Raw genomic sequence first — 22,151 nt, 5'->3', positions numbered from 1 at the left:
AGCAGGCACCGGTGCTGGTAGGGGAAGTCCGCGAACGCGGTCAGGTCCTCCTTCGCCTCCAGCAGCATCTTTCTGTCCCGAAGTGCGGGTTGCGCGATGATGACCATACGTAAGCCGAGCAGGTGCGACGGAGTGCTGACGGCCCAGCCACGGTGCTGGGCATGGCAAGGGAGATGCAATGGCCAAAGCGATGCGGGCCTCACTGGGAGAGATGTGGATCACATGTCAGGTCTGCAAGAGCGATCTCTTCCGCGAACGGGGGGTGAAACTGAACAGCACAGGCGGGGAGTTGTTCAATCTGGCCTGGGCGGACGAGACCGCTACTGGACTGATCTGTCTGCGTTGCGGTTTCGTGCACCTCTTCGTCAATCGGCAGATACAGCTGCACCGCGCCAAGGACTGATGACATGCGCTTGTGCTGGGGCACGTGTACGAGCATGACGAGGAGGTGACGAACGGCCGGGACGGCCCTATGGGCCACCTTGCTGCTCCTCCGGTGCTCAGCCCGCTTGCTCCCTTCAGTGCTGGATTCCTTTTTTCGCTGGGTATATGTCCTGGTGGCGGGATGGTTCGGGTGCTCGGGCACGGATGGTTGAGCTGAGCCGGTCCGGAGAGCGAGTGCCGGCCATTGCGGGCGAGCTGAGCTGCAGCCCGAAGACGGTCCGCCGTACCGCGCTGCGCATGTCTGCCACCAACGAGCCGTCGCCGCTTGAGCGAGACTCCTTGGCCGTAGCGAAGTCGACTCCGGATCGCGGTAGGTGACCTGTGGAGGCCGAGCTGTGTGTGAAGCTTTCCCTATGACTCACCCGAGTGAAGAAGTCAGGGCCAGACTTCAGACCGATCGCCCGCACTCCGCCCGTGTCTGGAACTACCTGCTGGGAGGCAAGGACAATTACCCCGTCGACAGCGAGGCCGGTGAGGTCATCCTGAAGACCTTCCCGGAGTTCGCCGCCGTCGCGCGGCTGCAGCGACGGTTCCTCGCGCGAGCCGTGCGCTTCCTCGCGGGGGAGGCCGGTGTCCGCCAGTTCCTTGACATCGGCACCGGCCTGCCCACTGCAGACAACACCCATGAACTGGCCCAGCGCATCGCGCCTGAAAGCCGCATCGTCTACGTCGACAACGACCCCCTCGTCCTGGTGCACGCGCAAGCGCTGCTCACCAGCAGCGCCGAGGGCGCCTGCTCCTACGTCGACGCCGACGTGAGGGACCCGGAGCGGATCCTGGCCGAGGCAGCCAAGACCCTGGACCTGAGCCGCCCGGTCGCCCTGACCATGCTGGGCATCATGGGGCAGGTCTCCGACGCCGAACGCCCCGCCGACCTGGTGAACGCGCTGATGTCGGTCCTGCCCTCGGGCAGCTACCTGGCCCTGAGCGACGGCACGAACACCAACGAAGCACTCAACACGGCAGTCGGGGTCTACAACGGACAGTCGGCCAACACCTACCACCTTCGGGCGCCGCAGGAGATCGCCACCTTCTTCACCGGTCTGGATCTGGTGGAGCCGGGGGTTGTGTCCACGGCCACCTGGCGCCCGGACGCCGAGCAGTTCGAGGAGGACACGGCCGACGTCTCCGTCTGCGGCGTCGCGGTCAAGAAGTGACCCTCCCTGCCGCTCGGTACTCCCAAGGAGGCACCCGTAGCGCCGCCGGAAGGCGTGGCTGAAGTGGAAGGGGGGTTGGAGAAGCCGGACGCCTCGGTTCCCCGGGCGTCCGGTAGCGCCGCATTCCGCGACAGCCGCGCCTCGACCATGGCTCGCATCGGCGTGCTGCCGGCCGCCCGGCGAACAGGTGGGCGAAGCGGAGGGTGACATCGCGACGGTCCCGGCGAGTGGGGTGACGGTGTACGCGGCGGCGGGGTCGACTCAATGAGTGGTTGGGCGTGGCGTACCCGGGCGTCGCCGGGTACGGGGGAGCCGCCCTGGTGGTGAGCAGCAGCGCGCGTTCGACACTGCCGGCGGCCAGTTCGGCCACGTCCGAGAGGCCCGCCACGCACGCGTTCGCGCCCGGCGTCCTGGCGCCGACAGCCGGACCGGCGAGAATGAACTTCTGGTCATGGGCCCGTTCGAACCGCCCGTAGAGTTCCTCACGGTCGCAGCGCCGCTGGGCGGGCACGGGGAGGCCTCCCCGACGACACCTGCTGACATGACGTAGTGGTCGAGGTCGTACGTGGTGAGATGATGACCCGCGTTCCCGCCGGTCCGGCGCCGCCGATGATGCGCCTGGGGGCCTCGATGCCCTCCATCTCCGGCATCCGGATGTCCATGAGGACGACGTCGGGCCGCGTACGGCGAACCACGGCGACAGCCTCGGCCGTCACTTCGATGCCGTTCGCGGCCAAGATCATCTTGAAACCGGTGCGTACGAGGGATTGATCATCGGCGATGACGGCGCGCAGAGGTGACCGGTCCGCGGTCATACCGCGCTCCGTGGGACGCGGGCCGCCAACCGGTAGCCGCCGGTCTGCATCGGCCCGGCCGTCAACTCGCCCTTGTAGACGGCAACCGCTCGCGCAGCCCGGCTGGGGCTCCAGACCGTCAGGCTTCTCGTGGTCCGGTGCGGCCGGCAGGGGCCCATCACGTGGCGGAGTTCGGCCATGGCGGCCGTGTCGACGAGGAGACGCGTGACGGCATATGTGACCGAAGTGTTGCTGGACCGCGTACGCCTCCCATGCCAGGTTCACTTCCGGGAGGAATCCGGCTACGGAGGGCGGGGAGATGCTGGTGACGGAGTTCACGACGGAGGGTACGGAAGCGTCGGAGCGGTTCGCGCTGTGGGAAGAAACCACATCACAGTCGCACATGCGCAACCTGCTGCGCAGCGAGGACCATGAGGACTTCCTCGGCAAGATGCGCGTCCTGGACTTGGGGGATGTTCAGGTGTCCGCGCTGGCCTACTCCCATCTGGAGATCGCGCGGACGGCGAAGCTGATCCGACAGTCCGACCCGGAGATGTACCTGATCAACTACTTTCTCGGTGGAGAGGGGGTTGTCTCCGTAGACGGGAGTGACACGACGCTGCGCACCGGGGACCTGGCGGTCCTGGACAGCAGCCGCCCCTACTGGGGTGATGTTCGCGCTGTTGCGGACAAGTGGTCCCATGTGACCGTGCAGTTCCCTCGTGAGTTGCTGCCACTGCCGGGGAGGACTGCGCAAGACTTGTTAGCTGTCCCGATCAACGGGCGCCACGGCATGGGCGGGGTGTTCGTTCGTTGGCTGACCGACCTCAACGCACGCGCCCACGAATTCACCCCAGCCGACATCCCCACCCTCACTTCGGTCACCCTGGACCTCCTGGCATCTGCGATCGCCCGTTGCCTGGAGACTGAGGGGTCACTGACCCCGGAGGCTCGCAAGACCGCCCTGCGTGCCAGGATCAACGCATTCGTCGAGCAGCACCTTGCCGATCCGGCCATGACTCCCCAGGCGATCGCGGATGCCCATCACATTTCCCTGCGCTATCTCCAGCAGCTGCTCGCCGAGAACGACACATCACCAGCCGCCTGGATACGCCGCCGGCGTCTGGAACGCTGCCGCCTCGACCTGGCCAACCCCCGCCTGAGCGCCCGCCCGATCCAAGCCATAGCCGCCCGTTGGGGCTTCACCAACCCGACGCACTTCAGCCGCCTGTTCCGGGCCGCCCATGGGATGCCGCCGCGGGACTACAGAAACCTGCAGGTCCCGGCAAGCGCGAATCGTCAATATCTCTGCGCGAACTGACAAGGCCCCCTGCTGTCCCAGACAGCACCCTGGGTGAAGTCCCCTTCCACCCGAGGCGGGACCATCCGTAACAGCAGGGAGATCAATCATGCGTCTGATCAAGCGGCTTGCCACTGCCGTCGCCGTAACAGCGACTGCAAGCGTCGCCTTCGCCGCCCCCGCCAGTGCTGCCCCCGCAACTGCCACCGGTACCGCCCCATCCTGCGTGAAACGCCCTGTCCACTACAATCAAGATGGCTTCGTAGTCCAACTCATCAACACCTGCGCATCAACCAAGCGTGTGCGAGTCATCGTGGACTGGGCCCCGGACAGCGCCTGCTACACACTCTCTCCCGGTGAAGAGGCGTGGTATCGCTACGAAGGGCTTACGGGTTTCTACGACAGTACGGCCACATGTTGACCCCTCCCGCCACGAACCACCTCTGACCTCGATCTTGGCATCGGCTCGGAGCCCCTGGCGGCTGGTACCGCCGGGTGAAGGCAGACCAGGGCGAGGGCGTGTCCGGTGAGCTGACCAGGGCCGAGCGAGGGGAGTTCAAGCGGCTGCGCAAGGAGGTCCGCGAACAGCGGCAGACGATCGAGATCCTGAGGAAGGCGACCGCCTTCTTCGTGAAGGAGAACGACCGGTGAGCGACTGCACCGGTTGATCCATGCGGAGAAGGCGGCCTACCCATTGGTCCTGCTGTGCCGGGTGCTGAAAGTCGCCCGCTCTTCCTCATACCTGACGCGAGGGCGAGGCCGCCTGCCGTGCTCGTCAGGCAGCCGACGACGCGCTCGCGCACGAGATCACCGTCATGCACATCGCCTCCCGGCACACCTACGGTGTCCCGCGCATCCACGCCGAACTGCGCCGCTTGGGCCGGCGGGTGAACCGCGAGCGCGTGGCCCGCGTCATGCGTGAGCGCGACCTCCGCAGCGTCATCCGGCGCAGATGGCGTTCCCTGACCCGGCCGTACGCGAAGGCGAAGCCGGCGCCGGACCTGATCGGCCGCGACTTCCATGCCGAGCGGCCCGGGACCAGGCTGGTCGGCGACATCACCTGCCTGCCCACCACCGAGGGGCGGCTCCACCTCGCGTGCTGGCTGGACCCGGCCCCACCCGCGAAGTCGTCGGCTACGCCATGGCCGACCACCACCGCGCCGAACTCGTCGTCGACGCTCTCGACAACGCTGGCGCGGAGAGCTTTTGGGCCCTGCTCAAGGAGGAAATCGGCAGCCGCCTGGCCCGACCGGGCCACCGCCCGCACCGAGGTCTTCTCCTTCATCGAGACCTCCTGAAACCGCTGCCGCCCGCGCAAGCACCGGACTTTGATTACCTCACTCCGGCCGCGACCAGGCAGCGGCATCAGCAGACACTCGCGGCACAACGATCAGGTGCCCGAGAGACGGTGGTGGGCAAGACTGGGTCCTTCGGTGGCGTTGTCTTTGCCGCGGCGCGACCGCACCGTCGGCCCACCCCCCGCGACGCTCGAAGAGCCAGGCAGATCACTCGATTGTGACACTCCGCGGCCGGGCTGGACGCGCTGCCGGTCGCGCGGCTGGACCCGCTGGTACGCGACACCAGCCGCCCGGCACCTGGCCCGGACCCGCTGGCTTTTACCGACCTGGCCGCCCGCCCACTGTGCTTCGCACGACAGACTCCTTGAAGGCCGCCGCGGCGCGTCCCGTCAGGACGAACCTGCTCGGGCGGTCGTCGGCGTGGGTGAACTGGACGACACCGTCACGCCGGCCAAGGCCGATGTTGGTGAAGATGTATCCGATCCGGACGGGCCCTGGATCCCGCCCCGTCAATCGAGCGGTGATGACATCGGCCACGCCTCGGCCCATGGGCAGGGCTGTCTGGCAGGACATCCGGCTGGGTGCCCCGCTAACCGACACGCCAGCAGCCGCGTCGCCGACGGCATACACCTCCGGGTGCGAGACCGAGCGCAGGGTGGCGTCGACGAGCATCCGGCCGCTCTCGTCCGTGGCGAATCCTGCCGCGCGGGCCAGCTCCGACGTACGGAACCCAGTGGTCCACACAACCGTGTCAGCGGCGAACGGCGCGCCATCGCGGGTGATCAATCCGTCCTTCCGCACCGCGGCGACGAAGGTCTTCGGACAAACCGAGACGCCCAGCCGGTCCAGAGCGCGCCGCAGGTGGGTCCGGGCTCGCGGCGCGAGCCCGGACCCGACGTCATCGGCACCGGTGAGCAGCCCGACTCGCAGCTCGGGATAGCTTTCGGCCAGTTCCGAGGCCGTTTCCAGCCCGGTCAGCCCTCCGCCGACCACCGCAACCGTGCTACCGGACGCCATGTCGGCAACCCTGTGCTTCAGCCGCGTCGCCTGCTCGAGATCGGCGACAGTGTAGGCGTGCTCGACCACCCCGGGAACATCATCGAGCCGTCCCCGGCTGCCCACCGCGTACACCAGGGTGTCGTAGCCGATCACTCCTGGCGCGACGTCCATGCAAAGGGTCCGGGCGGCGGTGTCGATCGCGGTCACGCGTGCGACGACCAGTTGGACGGATGCCCCGCTGAGCTGTTGCCCCAACGACAGCTCCGCCAATCGTTGGCCGGCGGCGAGCTGATGGAGCCGGACCCGTTCCACGAACTGGTCTGAGGCATTGACCAACGTGACGGTGACATCGCTGCGGCGCAGCTTGTGGGCGAGGCGTTTGGCCGCCAGCAGACCGGCGTAGCCGGCACCTACGACAACGACGCGGTGACTCATGATATGACTCCTGCGGGACTACGGGTGGCTTCGGCACCACCTCTGACGATCGGTCGCCACGCACGGGCGTCAGGCCGCTGATCCGGTCACGGCAACTGCCCAGGCGAGGTACAGGACGTTCACCACCAACCGGGCCACCGCACCGGTCGGCCGCTCCAGCAGCCGGGGACGGTCCGGGCGCGAGCGGCACAGCGCGTCCACGTGGGACACCAGGTAGCAGGCGATCAGGACGGCGGCAGCCCCACCCCCGAACCGTCTGCTGCACGGAACCAGCACCAGCGCACCCACCACAACCTCCGCCGCCCCACTGACGGCCACGATGAGCCGCTCCCGGCGGAGCCATGCGGGTATCAGCATGCGGAAGTAGCCGGGGGCCAGGAAATGCATGACTCCCGTGACGACCAGGAACAACGCCAAGGCGACGGCAGCGATAGCGTGCATGGCACGATGATCCGTTCACCTCATGCCTGGGCACTTGAACAAAACGATCGCCGCACGGTCTTCGCCTGGGGCATCGAAGCGACGATGTTCGCCGAATCCCGCCCGTTCCACGTCGCCCAGCACCGGCTACCCGCGTGGAAAGCTGTGCTGCCGATCGGCGGCCACGCCCGACTCTTCCAGGCGGGAAGGCCCACGGTGGCCGCGCCCGGGCTGATCGTCCCGCCCCAACTGGCCCACAGCTGTGCGGCGACCTCGCCCTACCTCACCCTGTTCATCGACCCATGGCTGCTGCCTTCCTGCCCGGGACCGATACCGCTGTGTGCACGCGAGGTCCGCCGCTCGCTCGCCGCGCTCGGCGCCACCGATTCCGACGGTCCCGGCACGGTTGTGGACCTGGCCGCCGGATACGCCGAGCTGCGGATGCTCGCTGGGCGCCCGGCCTCGCTCGATCCGAGAGTCGCCCACGCTGTCGGACTGTGCACGTTGCGCGATCCGAACATGCCCATCGCCTCCATCGCCGACGAGATCGGCCTGTCGGCGCCTCGGCTGCGGGCCCTGGTCCGGCAGGACGTGGGTATCACGCTTGCCCGTTTGCGCCGATGGGGCCGGCTCCGCAACGCGATCGCCGGCCTGCCGGGTACGACTGCCGCCCTGGCCGCAGCCACTGCGGGCTTCGCCGACCAGGCCCATCTCACTCGCACCGCGCGGGATCTCATCGGGCGTACGCCCGCCTCTCTGTGACGCGCTGAAGCCTAAAGGGCCCTTGGCGGAGCCTCCGCCAGCTTGAAGGTCGGGCATCATGACGACGCCGCAGGAGCCAAGGTCTTGCTCCCCGGGCCTGCTGCGGTCGGCGAAGGTGAACCAGAGCGCTCTGTCCACGCCTTCGTCCTCGAAGAGGTCCAGCAAATCGGTGAGGTAGCGTGCCTGCTCGTCTTCGTCCGGGACCGCGCCGTGCGGCACCTGCCAGGCCATGCCGCCACGTTCTCCCGCGCCCTGGTACGCACAGGTTCGTACTCGGTCACCGCGACGGGCTTGCCGTGGGCGAGGTGCCCACGCAACTCGTCACGGAAGCTGCCGGCGTTGCAGGCGGCCCGGTAGGCATCGATGCCGGCGAGGTCGAACGCACCCCAGTCGACGAACTCCCAGGGAGCCGAGGTGTAGGTGACCTGCCCGCCGAAGTGGGTGCGGACGGTCGCGGCGATCTGGGAGAGGACGTCATTGAGGCGTTCTCGCACCGGTCCGAGGGAGGACCACCACTCCATGTCGGCGGCCGCCATGCCCCGCATACGGTCGCCGTAGGTGTCGCCCGGGAGGAACGCCGCAGAACGCGCTGATCTCGCAGCCGGCGACGAACACCACATCGGCGCCGGCCTCACGTACAGCTTCGGCCCGAGCGGCGCAGTCGGCGAAGAACGGGGCCAACTGGTCGCGGGGAAGGTCCACGGGAAAGGGGGCGAACCAGACCTCAAGGCCGGGCGTGGGCGTCGACCTGACACTCGGGCAGCAGGTCACCTTCACTCGACCGTCCGTGACCCGAGTGGGCGGGCATCGGGTCAGGGCTGTGCGGGCATCCAGGCGTGTGCGGCGAAGACGAGGGCGTTGATGCCGGTGGTGAGGGTGGGTTCGAGGACGGGGGCGTAGTGCGGGGAGTGGTTGGAAGGCAGGCCGTGGGCGATGCGCGCGACCTCCTCCAGCGTCTTGGCCGGGGCGAAGACTTGCGGGTCGGCTCCGCCCAGAAGCCAGTAGACACAGGGTGCGCTCGCCGCGGTGGCGAGGATGCCGACGTCCTCGCTGCCGGTGACGGGCCCGGGATCGACCACCAGGTCGGGGCCGAGACCGGTGACGAACGCCTCCTGTGTGCGGGCGCAGGCGTCCGGGTCGTTGATCACGGCGGGGAAGGACTCGGTGAGCGTGATGTCCGGCTCCCGCGGAGCCGCGGACGCCGTGGCTTCGGCCCGCACGATCCGCTCGACGGCGGCCAGGACGTCCTGTCGGACGTGGGGGTCGAAGGTGCGGACGCTGAGCCGGAGTTCGGCACGCTCAGCGATGATGTTGCCGCGGGTGCCGGCATGCAGGGCGCCGACCGTGAGGACGGCGGTGGAGGAACCGGCGATTTCGCGGGAGACGACGCCCTGGAGCCGCAGCACCGTCGCCGCGGCCATGACGACCGGGTCGACGGTCGCCTCGGGCCGCGACCCGTGCCCCCCTTTCCCGTGGAGCACGACGGTCAAGGAGTCGGAGGCGGCGAAGGCCGGACCGGGGCGCAGCCCCAGGAATCCCGCCGGTACCGGGGCGACGTGCTGGCCCAGGACCACGTCCGGCCTGGCGAAGCGTTCGTAGAGGCCGTCGTCGACCATGGCCCGGGCGCCGCCGGCGGTTTCCTCGGCCGGCTGGAAGACCAGCAGGGCGGTGCCCCGCCAGGCGGACCGGTCCGCCGCCAGCTCGGCGGCGGCACCCAGGAGGCACGTGACGTGCATGTCGTGGCCGCAGGCGTGCATCACCGGAACGGTCTTGCCGTCGCCGTCGGTCGCGTGGGCCGTGCTTGCGTAGGGCAGGCCGGTCTGTTCCTGAACGGGAAGGGCGTCCATGTCGGCGCGCAGCAGCGCGGTGGGACCGTCCCCGTTGCGGAGCACACCCACGACACCCGTGCGGCCGACTCCGGTGGTGGTCTCGTAGCCCAGGGCGCGGAGCCGGCCGGCGACGATCGCAGCCGTACGGGTCTCCTGGAAGGCCAGTTCGGGGTGCGCATGCAGGTCGCGGTAGACCGCGGCCAGGTCTGCTGAGGTATTCGCTGCCGCCATCGTGTGGTCTCCGTCCTCGTGTCGTGCGGCGGGGTGGGCGGGTGAGTGGCGTGTGCCACGATCGCCTCACCACTATTGCCGACAATGACCGGATTCGTATGCACCTCGCGAAGCAGTTGCCGCCGGTGGCCCTGCTGACGAAGTCCGCCGCCATCGGGTTGACCGCGGTGATATCCGTAGGGCTGGCCTGGTGGCTGACCGAGGGCCAGATCGCCGTGGCCGTCTACCTGGGCATGACGTTCACGACGGTCGCGGCCGGCCGGCTGCCCCTTCCCGCACAGGTCTGCGTCGGTCTGTCGGCAGGGATCGCTGCCGCGGTCGGCGCACTCGTCGCGGGCAACACCCCCTGCTGCTCGCCGCGGTGGTCGCCGCGTGCACGCTGCAATGGTTTTTCGACCAGCGCAGCGTGGGGGTAGCCGCGCTGCTGCCGTCCAACCTGCTGTTGTACGCGATCCTTGCGCCCGACAGCGCGGTGGCAGTGGCGGCCGCCGACTGGCTGGGGGCCGCTGTCGTGATCGCGGTGGCGGCGGCCGTCGCATGCGCGGAGGCGTCGGCGGCGGGGCCGCGGGCCGGATCGGCGGCGGCCCTGGCCTCGGCCGTCTTCTTGCGGCTGGGCAGGATCACCAGCGCCGGCAGGCCCCCGACGATGGTCACGACGGCGGCCGCCGTGAAGCCGATCCGGAGTCCGTCGGTGAAGGTCGGGGCCACCGTGTCGCGTACCGGCTGCCGCACCCGCTCCGGCAGCCCGGCGATGACGCTCAGGTCGCCCGAGGAGAGAGCAGACCGGTCGCCTCGTCGCGCGCCGCAGGATCCAACCGCACGCTCTGCATCACGCCGGGGACCGCGTCGCGCAGGTGCTGGATCAGCAGGGTGCCCGTCAGGGCCACCCAAAACGCTGCCGACCTGCCTGGTCTACCACGCCGCCGACGGCCTGCTGGACGGCCTGATCGTGATCGCCGCCAGGACACCGATCGACGCCGAGACGGTCCGCCGCAGCGTGCTGGAGATGGCCCACCGGACGCTCGGGGACCCGGACCCGGACCCGGACCTGGCACCGGCCGGCCGGTGACGTGCCGCCCGGCCCGCCGCCGGCCGGCACGCGTCGCTGATGGGGCCCGGGACCCCGTCGCGCAGCCGGTCACACCGCATGACGGTGCGCTCGGAGTGATTGATCCGGAGTACCCGTCACCTCGCACAGCGCGCCGGTCGGCCGCCGTACGGCGGGTGTCCGGGCTCGTGTCGCCTCCTGGCCCGGGCCGCGCGGTCAGCGCGTGTCGTCGTCCGCGTCCGCCAGGGCGGGGGGCTCCTGCCAGGTCAAGGTGTCCAGCGGCCGCGGCTGCCTCCGGGGCGCTGCGGGCATGGCCGTCGCCACTGCGGACGCCGCGTCGCTGAAGAGGGCGGCAGGGGTGCCCGGTGGCCGGCCGGGCACGCGTGCTGCTGAGCTCGAGGTCGTCGTGGTGGTCATCTTGTCCCCCTGGTTCGTCACGGGCCGGGCGCCCGACGGGCACGGGCCGGCTGCGAAAGCTTATCCAGTTTCCGAACTGCGGCCCGAGGAGATTCCCGCGGGTCGCTTGCGCGGGTCCTGGAACGGCCGGCCGCGCGTACGCGAGCCGGCCCGTGCGGGCCGTCACCGCCCCACGGGATCGCCGTCGGCACCGTCGTCGCGGACCCGCAGGGTCAGGTCGCCGCCGTGATGAAGAGATGGCGTCAGCCGCGGACGGGCCGCCCCGTGGCCGGTCTCCGCGTCGATGATGTGCGCCTCGCCGTGGCCGCCCCGGGTGACGGCGATCCAGTCGGAGCCCGGTGAGGCGGCCACCGCTCGGCGCTGGACGCCTTCCCAGGGGGTGCCGCCGCGACGCGGAGCGCCGTCCACGGTGGGCAGGGGGCCGCGGCGGACGACGCCGTCGGCGTCGAGGAGGATCGGTTCGTCGCCGTCGGGACGGACGCGGGTGAAGGCGGTGTGGCGCCGGGCGAGGGCCACCCCGAAGACGAGTCCGGGGCCGAGTGCCGTGAGCAGCGTGCGGCCTGTCTCCAGGTCGTGGCGCCATGCTGGTTGATCCGCTCCGGCCATCGCAGCGGGTCCGGGGCGCCGCCGCGCAGGGTGCTCCACAGCGCCTGCCGCCGGGTGTCGAGCCGGAGGTACCGGCCCCGGGCGGGCGAACTCCACGCGATGACCGCCTCGGCGGCGAGCGCGTCGCCCTCCCGCCGGGCCCGGTGCACTCCGTGGCTGTGGCCGCGAACACGTGCTGTGAGGCGGGGGCCCGCGCGTCCCCGCGTCCGTCGTCCGGCAGCGGCAGGACCGCGTGGGGGGTGACCGGAGGGCAACCTGGCGGAGCCGCGAGGAAGTCCGCGAAGCGGTGGACGGCCGGCGCGCCGGACCCGTACCGGACGGGCTGCGGGACGCCGCCGACCGGCTGCCCGAGTACGGCATCGCGTGGCTGCGCTGCCACCGCGAGGGCTGGCAGGCATAGGTCGAGCCGGTGGCCGCCGCTCACGGAGACGTCACGTCGGCACACGTCCGGTCCCGCCGTCCCGTCGCCCGTGCTCGGCTCGCCAGGAGCGGCAGACGTCAGTGGTGCCGCCCCTGACGGCGCGGGCGCCTCAGCGGGAACGGACGAAGGCGGCGAAGCGGTCGAGCGCCTCCTCGATGTCCTCGGGGCCGAGCGCGCTGCAGGACAGGCGCAGACAGCGCAACGGACCGACACCGCTTCCGACACCGCTCTCGGTGTCCGCTGCCGCGGCGTCGTAGAAGTGGTGCAGCGGCGTCCACAGCACCCGGTGCTCGCGCGCCGAGCGCTCCAGTACCGCGTCGGTGACGTCGAACGGCACCTGGACGACGACGAAGAAGCCGCCCTCGGGACTGTTCCAGCTCACCCCGGACGCCGACGGGTCGGGGAAACGGCGGGCGAGCCCGTCGACGATCCGGTCGAGGCCCTCCCGGTACACCTCGCTCTCCCGTTCGTTGGCGCGGACCAGGCTGCACCCGTGCTCCAGCAGCCTGCCCCCGGCCACGGCCTGGGCGAGGGGTGAGGTGTTGACGGTGACCATGCTCTTGGCCTTGGCGAGCAGGTCGGCCAGGTAGGGCCCGCCCTCGACGTGCTGGTCGGCCACCGCGTAGCCGATCCGCACGCCCGGGAACACCGTCTTCGCCAGCGAACCGAGATGGACGACCCGGCGCCCGGTGTCCAGGGCCTTGAGGGTCGGCAGTCGCCGCCCCCGGCGCGGGAAGAGGCCGTACGGGTTGTCCTCCAGGAGGAGGATGTCCTCCCGCTCCGCCAGGTCGAGGAGGTCACGGCGGACCGGTTCCGGCATCCGGATGCCGGACGGGTTCGCGTGGTCGGGGACGACGTACAGGGCGCGCGGGCGCAGCCCGGCGGCGCGGGCCTCGTGGAGCCGCAGTCGCAGGTCGTCCAGGTCGACGCCGTCAGGGCCCTCGGCGACCGGGACGCACCGGCAGGTCCAGGAGCCGTGCCGCCCCGGTGACGCCGACGTAGGCGGGGGTGACGGCCAGCAGCACGTCGCGGTCGTCGCGGCGCAGCAGCCGCAGGGTGAGGAAGAGCGCCTCCTGGCAGCCCGTGGTGACGACGACGGCCTCCGGATCGACGTGGAGGCCCTCGTCCTCGGCCAGTTGGCGGGCGATCAGCTCGTGGATGATGCCCTTGGTGCGTCCGTACTGGAGCAGGGTGCGCCGCACCCGCTCCTCGCCGAAGCCGCGTTCCGTGCGCAGGTGGTCGGTGAAGACCCGCAGCGCGCGGTGGACGTCCTCGACGTCGTAGAAGCCCTCGTACGGGGTGCCCGCGGCGAGGGAGAGCGCGTCCGGGTAGCGGCCCGCCACCTCGTTGAGGAAGTTCATCGAGGACAGCAGCGGGTCGCCCACCGAGGGGTGGAGGGCGGCCAGGTCGAGGCTTCCCATGGCGGTGGTCATCCCGGTTCACCTGCCGGTCCCACGACGGTGCGCAGCCGGGCCGCGGCGGCGAGGTCCGGGCAGCCGGCCAGCGCGAGGGCCAGTTCCAGTTCCTCGCGGACGAGCTGGAGCACCCTGCGCACGCCCTCTTCTCCCGCGGCCGCCAGGCCCCACAGCACGGGGCGGCCCAGCAGTACGCCGTCCGCGCCCAGAGCGAGAGCCTTCAGGACGTCCGTGCCGCTGCGGACGCCGCTGTCGAGGAGCACCTCGCACCGTCCCGCGACGGCCCGGGCGACGGCGGGCAGGGCGTCCAGGGCGGGGAGCGCGCCGTCGAGCTGGCGGCCGCCGTGGTTGGACACCACCAGCGCGTTCACACCGCAGTCGGCGGCGCGTTCGGCGTCGGCCGGGTCCAGCACGCCCTTGAGGACCAGGGGCAGGTGCGTGTGCTCGCGCAGCCAGTCCAGGTCGGTCCAGGCGAGGGACGGGTCGACGACGTCGGCGGTCTGGGCGGCGACCGCGCTGACGCCGCTGTGCGCGGTGCGCGGCACGCCGTCGGGGCGGGGGCCGAAGTGCACGGGTGACACCCCGTCGGGCAGGGCGAAGGCGCCGCGCATGTCGGCCGTGCGGCGTCCCATCCGGGGCGTGTCGACGGTCAGCATCACCGCACGGCAGCCGGCCGCCCCGGCGCGCTCGAGCAGCTCCTCGGTGTGGCCGCGGTCGCGCAGCCAGTACAGCTGGAACCAGGTGGCGGCGCCGGTCGCGGCGATGTCCTCCACGCTGGTGCTGCTGAACGTGCAGGCCGTGAAGGGCACACCGGCGTCGTGGGCGGCACGGGCGGCGGCCGGCTCGCCGTCCGGGTGCACGGCCCGCTGGTACGCCATCGGGGCCACGGCCACCGGGAGGGCGCAGTTGGTGCCGAGCAGGGTTCGGGCGGTGCTCACGGACGAGACGTCCGCGAGCACCCGGGGGATCAGCTGGAGCCGGTCGAACGCGGCGCGGTTGGCGCGCAGGGTCAGCTCCGCGCCCGCCGCCCCGCCGACGAAGCGCTCGACGCCGGTGGGCAGGACCGCCGCCGCGAGCGCCTCGGCGTCGGCGGGGGTGAGCAGGCCGGCGACCGCCGGGTCGGTCACGCGGCCTCCCCGTCGGCGGTCGCGGCGGCCTCGTGCTCGGCCTTCTCCGCCTGTACGGCGTCGTACAGCGCGCGGACGTTGCCGCCGCCGAAGCTGTCCGCGCCGGCCCGCTCGATGATCTCGTAGAAGACCGTGCGCCTGGGGTGGACGGTGCGCGTGAAGATCTGGAAGAGCTGGCCGCCGTGGTCCTCGTCGGCGAGGATGCGGGCCTTGCGCAGCTCGGCCATCGAGTGGCGGTTCAGCTTCAGGCGCTGCTCCAGCCGGTCGTAGTACGTGTCGGGGGTGCCGAGGAAGACGATGCCGCGTCCGAGCATGCGGTCGACGGTGGTGACGATGTCGGGGGTGGCGAAGGCCAGGTGGTGCACGCCGCCGCTGCCGTGCCGCTCCAGGAAGTCGCCGAGATGACCCGCGTCGTGCTCCGGGCTCGGCGCGAGGACGGTGAAGGTGAGGTCACCGGCGGGGCTGCGGACTGCCTTGGAGTCCATGGCCTCGGTGCCCTGCACCATCAGCTCCTCGTAGACGGCCTCGTAGCCGAAGACCCGCTCGTAGTAGCCGGTGCTCTCGGCGAGCCGCCCCATGGGGACGCTGACGGCGACGTGGTCGAGGACGGTGAGCCCCACCGGCTCCCCGGACACCTCGGCGGGCTCGGCCACCGGCTCGAAGCCGGGCAGCGGGACGGCCGGGTCCGTGTGGCCGGCGGGCCGCTGGACCAGGGTGTGGCGTACGTCGTCGAAGCCGGCGGCGACGGCGGCGGTGACCCAGCCGTCCTGCTCCGCGGGCTCGGCGAGGGGCACGGCGAAGCGGGAGACGGCGTCGGCGAAGGCCTCGTGGGCGTCGGTGGCGCTCAGCGCGATGTCGGCTATGCCGTCACCGTGCCGCGCGACGAAGGCGGCGGCCGGGTGGGTGTCGTCGAGCGCCTGGGTGACGACCAGGACGATGCCGGACTGGCGCAGCGCGAGGGAGCGGGAGGCGCCTCGAGGGCCGCCACCGCGTTCGGCGGTGGCGCAGACCTGGAAGCCGTAGCCGTCGACGAACGCCGACGCGGCGGCCTCGGCGTCGGCGACGTACAGCTCGACGTGGCTGACGCGCAGGGCGGTGGCGGGGGTGTGGTCCGTCATGTCGTTCTCCTCACGGAGTGTGGAAGGGGCAGCGGGTGGGGTGAGGGGTGGTCACTGCGCTGCCATGGCGTCGGCGAGGCTCTTGGGTCGCATGTCCGTCCAGTTCTTCTCGACGTAGTCGAGGCACTCCTGACGGCTCGCGGCGGGGAGGGCCACGGTCCAGCCGGCGGGGACATCGGCGAAGACCGGCCACAGGGAGTGCTGGAGTTCGTCGTTGACGAGGACCAGGTACGGGGCGTCGTCGTTCTCGAAGGGGTTGGTCGTCATGGTCGTGCTCCGTGCTCGGGATGGGGGTTCGGGGCGGGCCGCATCGGGTCGGGTCGGGGGCGGTCGGGTCAGGGGGTGCGGGGGCGGTCGGTGCGTTCCAGGCGCTCGGCGACGGCCCGGCCGATCTCGGTGATCGGGCCGGGGAGCGTCATGTCGTGGTGGCCGCAGGCGACGGGACGTACGTCCAGGTGACCGCCGACGTACGGCGTCCATGAGGCCGGAGCCGGCACGTCCGCCCCAGAATCCGGTTCGGCGGTGAACAGCAGGACATCACCGTCGAAATGCCGGGGAACGAACTCCTGCTGCATGCGGGCGTGATGGGCGGCAATGCCGGGCCACGCCCGCAGCGTGTGCGGCGGGATGTCGCTGAGGGGCGCGCCCTCGCGCCGCAGCACCTCGCGGGCCGCCTCCGCGTCCACCGGGCCGCCGTCCGCGAGGCCGGCCGCCTCGTGGCCGAGGAAGCGCAGCAGACCGGCGAGGACGTCGCCGTCCGTCCACTCCCGCGAGGAGGGCCCGCCCGCGTCGGCTCCGGCGGATCGTGCGGCGACGGTCGCCTCCGGCGGGTAGGAGTCCAGCAGGGTGAGCAGCGCGACCTCCTCCCCCGCCTCGCGCAGCCGCACCGCCATCTCGTGGGCCACCAGGCCGCCGAAGGACCAGCCCAGCAGGTGGTACGGGCCTTCGGGCTGGACCTCGCGGATCCGCGTCAGGTAGTCCTCGGCCGTCTCGCCCACGGACGCGGGCGGTTCCTCCGCGCGGGCCAGCCCTCTGGCCTGGAGCCCGTACAGCGGCCGGTCGTCGCCGAGGGTGCGGAGCAGACCGGCGTACGGCCAGCTCAGTCCGGCCCACGGATGGACGCAGAACAGCGGCGGCCGGGTGCCCGTCGTGCGCAGGGGCAGCAGCACCTCCAGGGCGCTCGCGGACTCCTCGGCCCCGTCCCCGGACCCCCGCCCGTCGCCGGTACGCAGCACACGGGCCAGGGCCTCGGGGGTGGGAGCGTCGAACAACGAGCGGATGCCCAGGGCGGGTGAGGTACCGGGGGAGGCGGCCGAGCGGATACGGCCCAGCAGCCGGACCGCGAGCAGCGAGTGCCCGCCCAGCTCGAAGAAGCTGTCCCCGGGGCCGACCCGCTCCACGCCGAGCACCTCGGCGAACAGCTCGCACAGCAGCCGTTCCCCGGCGTCGCGCGGCGGGTGCCCGCCGCCGGGCGCGGCGAACGAGGGCTCGGGCAGCGCCTTGCGGTCCAGCTTGCCGTTCACGGTGAGGGGCAGGTCCGGCAGGGTGACGACGGCCGAGGGCACCATGTACTCCGGGAGGAGGTCCGCGAGGTGACCCCGCAGCAGGGCCGGTCCGACGGGGGCCAAGACGCCGGCCGGGTCGGCGGCGGGCACGGCGTAGGCGATCAGCCGGGCCTCGCCCCGCCCGTCGGATCGTACGACGACGGCGGCGCGGGCGACGCCGGGGTGGGCGCGCAGGACCGCCTCGACCTCGCCCGGCTCGATCCGCACCCCGCGCACCTTGACCTGCTGGTCGGCGCGGCCCAGGTACTCCAGGGTGCCGTCGGCGCGCCAACGGGCCAGGTCGCCCGTACGGTACATGCGGCCGCCCGTGCCCTTCGCGCCGTCCGGGCCGAACGGGTCGGCGACGAAGCGTTCGGCGGTCAGCGCGGGCCTGCCGTGGTAACCGCGCGCCAGCTGCACCCCGGCGAGGTACAGCTCGCCGGTGGCCCCGGGCGGCACCGGACGCAGCGCGGCGTCCAGCACGTACACCCGGGTGTTCCAGACCGGCCGGCCGATCGGCACGGGACCCGGGGTGCCCGGCTCGCAGTCCCAGTGGGTGACGTCCACCGCCGCCTCCGTGGGGCCGTACAGATTGTGCAGCCGCACCCCTGGCAGCACGGTGTGGAAGCGGGCCGCGAGGTCGGCGGGGAGTTCCTCGCCGCTGCACACCACCCGGCGCAGCCTGGTGCACCCGGCCGCCGCGGGCTCGTCGAGGAACGCGCCGAGCATCGACGGCACGAAGTGCGCCGTCGTCACCCCTTCCGTGCGTATCAGCTCCGCGAGGTAGGCCGCGTCCCGGTGCCCGTCGGGCCGGGCGACGACCAGGGCCGCGCCTGTGATCAGCGGCCAGAACAGCTCCCACACCGACACGTCGAAGCCGGTCGGCGTCTTGTGCAGCACCCGGTCCCCGGCGGTGAGCCGGTACGCGTCCTGCATCCACAGCAGCCGGTTGACGACGGCCTCGTGCGAGACGGCGACACCCTTGGGCCGGCCCGTGGAGCCGGAGGTGTGCAGGACGTAGGCGGGGTTGCGCGGGTCGGGAGCGGACGCGGGGGCGGACGCGGACGCGGGGTCGGACCCGCGCGCCCCGTCGTCGTCGGCGGCGTCCACGACGAGGACGGGCGTGTCCCCGGTGGGCAGCGCGGACCGTGCCGCCACCGCCCCGGTGACCAGCAGCGCGGCCGGTCCGGTGTCCGCCAGCAGCAGGGCGACGCGTTCCGCCGGGAGACCCGGGTCGACGGGCACGTACGCTGCGCCCGTCTCCAGGACCGCCAGGAGGGCGACGACCAGGTCGGCGGAGCGGGGCACGGCGACCGCGACACGGGTCTCCGGTCCGGCTCCGGCCCGGCGCAGGCGGCCGGCGAGCGCGCAGGCACGGGCCGCCAGCCCGGCGTAGGTCAGCCGCCGCGTGTCGTGGACGACGGCCGGCGCGTCCGGTGTCCGGGCGGCCTGGGCGGCGAACAGCCCGGGAAGGGTGGCCGGCGCGACGGGCACCGCCGTGTCGTTCCACCGGGTGAGGACCCGGTCGCGTTCCTCGTCGCGCAGTACGTCGAGGGCCGCCAGTCTCCGGCCGGGACCGGCGGAGAACTCCCGCAGCAGCAGACCCAGCCGGTCCGCCAGCGCGGTCACGGCCGCGTGGTCGAAGTGGGCCCGCTGGTAGCCGAGACGGAGCGTGAGGGCACCGTCGTCGGCTCCTTGGGTGACGATGAGGCTCAACGGGTAGTGGGTGGCGTCCCGGCCCCTCACCCCGGAGAGCCGTGGCCCGCGAGCGCCCGCGGGCGGGGCGAAGGACTCCCGGTCGACGGGGTAGTTCTCGAAGACCACGAGGGTGTCGAAGAGCACGGGGTGGCCGGACAGACGCGTGACCTCGCTCAGACCGAGGTGCTGGTGGGCCATCAGGGACGACTGGCCGCTCTGCAGTGCGGTGAGCGTCTCCAGGACGGTCGCCCGCGGGTCCAGGGCGACCCGGACCGGCAGGGTGTTGATGAAGAGTCCGACCATGGACTCGACCCCGGCGACCTCCGGCGGGCGGCCCGCGACCGTGGCACCGAAGACGACGTCGTCCCGGCCCGTCGTCCGGGACAGCAGCACCGCCCAGGCCCCCTGCACCAGGGTGTTGACCGTCAGGCCCGCTTCCCGCGTCAGCCGGTGCAGGGCCGCGACCGTGCCGGAGGGCAGGTCCAGCGTCACGTGACCGGGCTCGGCCGTCGGCGCGCCCGCCGCCCCGGGGGCGAGCAGCGTCGGCTCGTCCAGTCCGGCCAGCTCGGCGGCCCAGGCGGCACGCGCCCCGTCCCGGTCCTGCACGGCGAGCCAGGCGAGGTAGTCGCCGTACGGGGTGACCGCGGGCAGCCGGTCCGCCGAGCCCCGCGACGCGTACAGCGCGAACATCTCGCGCAGCAGCACGGGCATGGACCAGCCGTCCAGCAGGATGTGATGCGGCGTCAGGACGAGGCTGTGGCGCTCCTTGCCGAGCCTGACCAGCGCCAGGCGCAGCAGCGGGGGCCGCGACAGGTCGAACCGTGCCGACTGCTCCTCCTCGGCGACCCGGTCGCGCCGGACCGCCTGCTCCGTCGCGGGCGTGCCGGTCAGGTCCACGGTGCGCCACGGCAGCTCGGGATCGCGCACGACGACCTGGACGGGGGCACCGGTGGCGTCGTCGTGCACGAACCCGGCGCGCAGGTTGGCGTGCCGGCGCAGCAGCGCCGTCCACGCCTCGCGCAGGACCGACGCGTCAAGGGGGCCTTCCAGGTCCAGTACGAGCTGGGCGGTGTAGACGTCGGTGTCCCGGGCGTCGTACAGCGCGTGGTACAGGAAACCGTCCTGGAGCGGGGAGAGCGGGAGGACGTCCTCCAGGCCCGGGTGGGCGGCCTCCAGGGCCTCCACCTGGTGCTGGGTCAGCGGCACGAGGGGGAAGTCGGACGGCGTGTGGCCGCCGCTGTCCGCGCCCGCGAGGGTTTCCAGGGCCCGCCGCCACCGCTCGGCCAGGTCCCGCACCTCCGCCTCGTCGAGCAGCTTTCCCGCCCACGCGAACGTCGCCGACAGCACCGGGCCGTCCGGGCCGTCCACCGTGACGGCGTTGACGTCCAGGGCGTGCGCGAGCGGGGTGGCCGGGTCGGTGCCGGGTCCGCCCGGCAGGGCGAGCGGCGACCAGTGGGACGCACCGGACGGGGAGGCGGACGCCGTCGGCGTGCGCCCGAGGTAGTTGAAGCCGACCTGGGGCCGGGCGAGACCGGCGAGCGGGGGCGCGGTGCCGGCGTCGAGGTGGCGGAGCAGGCCGTACCCCGAGCCGTCGCCGGGGACCGCCCGCAGCTGCTCCTTGACCCGCTTCACCGCGTCCGCCGGGTCGTCCCCGCAGACGGTGACGTCGAGCCGTACGGGGTGGACGCGGGTGAACCAGCCCACCGTGCGCGACAGGTCCACGTCCGCCCGGCCGGTGTCACGGCCGTGGCCCTCCAGGTCCACCAGCACACCGCCTTCGGCGTCGGCCCCGCGAGCCGTACGCCACTGCCGCACGGCGAGAGCCAGCGCGCCGAGCAGCACGTCGTCGACGCCGCCGTGGAAGGCGGCGGGGACGGACGACAGCAGCGGGACCGTTTGCGCACCGGGCAGCGTCACCGTCAGCCGCCGTGCCGTGCCGGCGGTGTCCCGCGACCGGTCCAGCGGGCGACGGCCGAGCGCGGGCTCGTCGGCGCCCACCCTGTCCGTCCAGTACGGCACTTCCGCCCGCAGCGCCGGATCCTGCGCCCGTTCGGTGAGCAGGGCCGCCCAGCGCCGGAACGAGGTGCCCACCGGGTCCAGCCGCACCGGCTCACCGGCAGCCACCGCCTCCCACGCCTGCCGCAGGTCCGGCAGCAGGATGCGCCACGACACACCGTCCACGGCGAAGTGGTGCACGGTCAGCAGCAGCCGGCCCGGGGCCTTCGCGCCCGCGTCGAACCACACCGCCTGCACCATCAGGCCCGACTCCGGCGCCAGCCGCGCCACCGCCGCCCGCGTCTCCGCGGCGACATCGGCGCCGGCCGCGGGAACACGGCGCACGCACCGGGCGGCATCGACCGAACCCCGCTCACCCACCTCGCACGCCCAGTCGGCGGACACCCGCAGCCGCAGCGCGTCGTGGTGGTCCAGCAGCGCCTGCACCGCCGCCGTCAGCCGCTCCTCGCCCAGCCCCGCCGGGACCTGGAGCAGCACCGACTGCTGGAAGCCCTCCACGGTGCCCCGCCACTCCCGCAGCCAGCGCATCACCGGAGTCGGCTCCACCGGGCCCGTGCCGTCGTCCTCGACGGCGTCCGCCGGTTCCCCGCCGGCGGTGCGGCAGACCCCCGCGAGCGCGGCCGGCGTCCGGTGCTCGAAGACGTCGCGCGGGGTGAGGACCAGGCCGGCCCGCCGTGCCCGGCTGACCAGCTGGATCGACATGATGCTGTCCCCGCCCAGCGCGAAGAACCCGCCGTCCGCGCCCACCCGTTCGACGCCCAGAACCTCCGCGAACAGCGTGCACAGGATCCGCTCCGCGGGAGTGCGGGGTGTCCGCCCCGCGCCCGCCGTGCCGGTGAAGTCGGGCACGGGCAGAGCCGCGCGGTCGAGCTTGGCGTTCGAGGTGATCGGCAGCGCGTCGAGCAGGAGGACGTCGGAGGGGACCATGTACTCCGGCAGCCGTTCGGCAAGGGCCGCCCGGAGCGCGCCGGGCTCGGGGTCGCGGCCCGGTTCGGGCACGACGTAGCCGGTGAGGTGTCTGGCGCCGGAGGGTGCCTGGTGCACCAGGACCACGGCGTCGGCGACGCCGTCC

21 protein-coding genes and 2 pseudogenes are annotated in these 22,151 nt (G+C 72.3%); 10 read left to right on the top strand and 13 right to left on the bottom strand.

From position 1 onward, the window contains the following. The first annotated feature begins 178 nt into the window (after positions 1 to 178). The 3 genes from ACH4F2_RS33175 (at position 179) to ACH4F2_RS33165 (ending at position 1,601) form a co-directional block, all read left to right on the top strand. Positions 179 to 403, top strand: a complete 225-nt coding sequence (locus ACH4F2_RS33175) for a hypothetical protein (RefSeq protein ID WP_398136452.1) — start codon at positions 179 to 181, stop codon at positions 401 to 403. Positions 404 to 549: 146 nt separating this feature from the next. Then, a complete protein-coding gene (locus ACH4F2_RS33170) occupies positions 550 to 762 on the top strand; it encodes a helix-turn-helix domain-containing protein (protein ID WP_398136451.1) in 213 nt (70 codons plus the stop codon). Between the two features lie 35 nt (positions 763 to 797). After that, entirely contained in the window at positions 798 to 1,601 is an 804-nt protein-coding gene (locus tag ACH4F2_RS33165) for an SAM-dependent methyltransferase (protein WP_398136450.1), read from the top strand. A gap of 522 nt (positions 1,602 to 2,123) precedes the next feature. Here the strand turns inward: ACH4F2_RS33165 and ACH4F2_RS33160 are convergent. Next, positions 2,124 to 2,416: pseudogene (locus ACH4F2_RS33160) on the bottom strand (response regulator transcription factor); the annotation flags it as partial. Positions 2,417 to 2,714: 298 nt separating this feature from the next. On the opposite strand from ACH4F2_RS33160, the gene ACH4F2_RS33155 reads away from it, so the two are divergent. The 4 genes and pseudogenes from ACH4F2_RS33155 to ACH4F2_RS33140 all read left to right on the top strand — a co-directional run. After that, entirely contained in the window at positions 2,715 to 3,716 is a 1,002-nt protein-coding gene (locus tag ACH4F2_RS33155; protein WP_398136449.1) for an AraC family transcriptional regulator, read from the top strand. Positions 3,717 to 3,804: 88 nt separating this feature from the next. Beyond that, positions 3,805 to 4,116 (top strand): beta-Ig-H3/fasciclin, encoded by a 312-nt coding sequence (locus tag ACH4F2_RS33150; RefSeq protein ID WP_398136448.1) that lies wholly within the window; start codon positions 3,805 to 3,807, stop codon positions 4,114 to 4,116. A 74-nt stretch (positions 4,117 to 4,190) separates the two neighbouring features. Continuing rightward, positions 4,191 to 4,346 (top strand): hypothetical protein, encoded by a 156-nt coding sequence (locus tag ACH4F2_RS33145; protein ID WP_398136447.1) that lies wholly within the window; start codon positions 4,191 to 4,193, stop codon positions 4,344 to 4,346. A 146-nt stretch (positions 4,347 to 4,492) separates the two neighbouring features. Next, a pseudogene (locus ACH4F2_RS33140) lies at positions 4,493 to 4,993 on the top strand (IS3 family transposase); the annotation flags it as partial. A 318-nt stretch (positions 4,994 to 5,311) separates the two neighbouring features. On the opposite strand, the gene ACH4F2_RS33135 reads toward ACH4F2_RS33140, so the two are convergent. Together ACH4F2_RS33135 and ACH4F2_RS33130 are read right to left on the bottom strand one after the other, a co-directional pair. Beyond that, positions 5,312 to 6,427, bottom strand: a complete 1,116-nt coding sequence (locus tag ACH4F2_RS33135; protein WP_398136446.1) for an NAD(P)/FAD-dependent oxidoreductase — start codon at positions 6,425 to 6,427, stop codon at positions 5,312 to 5,314. Between the two features lie 69 nt (positions 6,428 to 6,496). Next, a complete protein-coding gene (locus tag ACH4F2_RS33130; RefSeq protein ID WP_398136445.1) occupies positions 6,497 to 6,868 on the bottom strand; it encodes a hypothetical protein in 372 nt (123 codons plus the stop codon). Between the two features lie 6 nt (positions 6,869 to 6,874). Between ACH4F2_RS33130 and ACH4F2_RS33125 the strand changes: the two genes are divergently transcribed. Then, positions 6,875 to 7,609 (top strand): helix-turn-helix domain-containing protein, encoded by a 735-nt coding sequence (locus ACH4F2_RS33125; RefSeq protein WP_398136444.1) that lies wholly within the window; start codon positions 6,875 to 6,877, stop codon positions 7,607 to 7,609. Positions 7,610 to 7,665: 56 nt separating this feature from the next. Here the strand turns inward: ACH4F2_RS33125 and ACH4F2_RS33120 are convergent, their stop codons facing one another. After that, entirely contained in the window at positions 7,666 to 8,145 is a 480-nt protein-coding gene (locus ACH4F2_RS33120; protein ID WP_398136443.1) for a hypothetical protein, read from the bottom strand. A 276-nt stretch (positions 8,146 to 8,421) separates the two neighbouring features. Further along, positions 8,422 to 9,669, bottom strand: a complete 1,248-nt coding sequence (locus tag ACH4F2_RS33115; RefSeq protein ID WP_398136442.1) for an amidohydrolase — start codon at positions 9,667 to 9,669, stop codon at positions 8,422 to 8,424. Positions 9,670 to 9,719: 50 nt separating this feature from the next. On the opposite strand from ACH4F2_RS33115, the gene ACH4F2_RS33110 reads away from it, so the two are divergent. Continuing rightward, positions 9,720 to 10,085 (top strand): hypothetical protein, encoded by a 366-nt coding sequence (locus ACH4F2_RS33110; protein WP_398136441.1) that lies wholly within the window; start codon positions 9,720 to 9,722, stop codon positions 10,083 to 10,085. Beyond that, positions 10,076 to 10,738 (top strand): hypothetical protein, encoded by a 663-nt coding sequence (locus ACH4F2_RS33105; protein ID WP_398136440.1) that lies wholly within the window; start codon positions 10,076 to 10,078, stop codon positions 10,736 to 10,738. The genes ACH4F2_RS33110 and ACH4F2_RS33105 overlap by 10 nt, the downstream gene beginning before the upstream one ends. A gap of 195 nt (positions 10,739 to 10,933) precedes the next feature. Here ACH4F2_RS33105 and ACH4F2_RS33100 read toward each other — a convergent pair whose 3' ends face one another. From ACH4F2_RS33100 to ACH4F2_RS33065, 8 genes are all read right to left on the bottom strand, one after another. After that, positions 10,934 to 11,134, bottom strand: coding sequence for a hypothetical protein (locus ACH4F2_RS33100; RefSeq protein ID WP_398136439.1), 201 nt, complete (start codon positions 11,132 to 11,134; stop codon positions 10,934 to 10,936). Positions 11,135 to 11,296: 162 nt separating this feature from the next. Next, on the bottom strand, positions 11,297 to 11,740 hold the full coding sequence (locus ACH4F2_RS33095; RefSeq protein ID WP_398136438.1) for a hypothetical protein: 444 nt from the start codon (positions 11,738 to 11,740) through the stop codon (positions 11,297 to 11,299). Between the two features lie 530 nt (positions 11,741 to 12,270). Next, positions 12,271 to 13,038: an aminotransferase class I/II-fold pyridoxal phosphate-dependent enzyme gene (locus ACH4F2_RS33090; protein ID WP_398136468.1), complete on the bottom strand. Its 768-nt coding sequence runs from the start codon at positions 13,036 to 13,038 to the stop codon at positions 12,271 to 12,273. A 55-nt stretch (positions 13,039 to 13,093) separates the two neighbouring features. Continuing rightward, complete coding sequence (locus ACH4F2_RS33085) at positions 13,094 to 13,594, bottom strand: aminotransferase class I/II-fold pyridoxal phosphate-dependent enzyme (RefSeq protein ID WP_398136437.1); 501 nt, start codon at positions 13,592 to 13,594, stop codon at positions 13,094 to 13,096. Further along, positions 13,591 to 14,703, bottom strand: a complete 1,113-nt coding sequence (locus tag ACH4F2_RS33080; protein WP_398136436.1) for an alpha-hydroxy acid oxidase — start codon at positions 14,701 to 14,703, stop codon at positions 13,591 to 13,593. Before ACH4F2_RS33080 ends, ACH4F2_RS33085 begins: the two co-directional genes overlap by 4 nt. After that, positions 14,700 to 15,821 carry a 4-hydroxyphenylpyruvate dioxygenase gene (hppD, locus tag ACH4F2_RS33075; protein ID WP_398136435.1) on the bottom strand — a complete coding sequence of 374 codons (1,122 nt, stop codon included), beginning with the start codon at positions 15,819 to 15,821 and terminating at the stop codon, positions 14,700 to 14,702. Before hppD ends, ACH4F2_RS33080 begins: the two co-directional genes overlap by 4 nt. Positions 15,822 to 15,872: 51 nt before the next feature. Continuing rightward, a complete protein-coding gene (locus ACH4F2_RS33070; RefSeq protein WP_398136434.1) occupies positions 15,873 to 16,088 on the bottom strand; it encodes an MbtH family protein in 216 nt (71 codons plus the stop codon). A 68-nt stretch (positions 16,089 to 16,156) separates the two neighbouring features. Continuing rightward, positions 16,157 to 22,151, bottom strand: a 5,995-nt coding sequence (locus ACH4F2_RS33065; protein ID WP_398136433.1) for an amino acid adenylation domain-containing protein, incomplete at its 5' end; no start/stop codon positions are given.

This window comes from Streptomyces sp. NPDC017890, from assembly GCF_044328675.1.
GTDB lineage: Bacteria > Actinomycetota > Actinomycetes > Streptomycetales > Streptomycetaceae > Streptomyces.
This window is presented reverse-complemented; position numbering and strand designations above follow the sequence as displayed.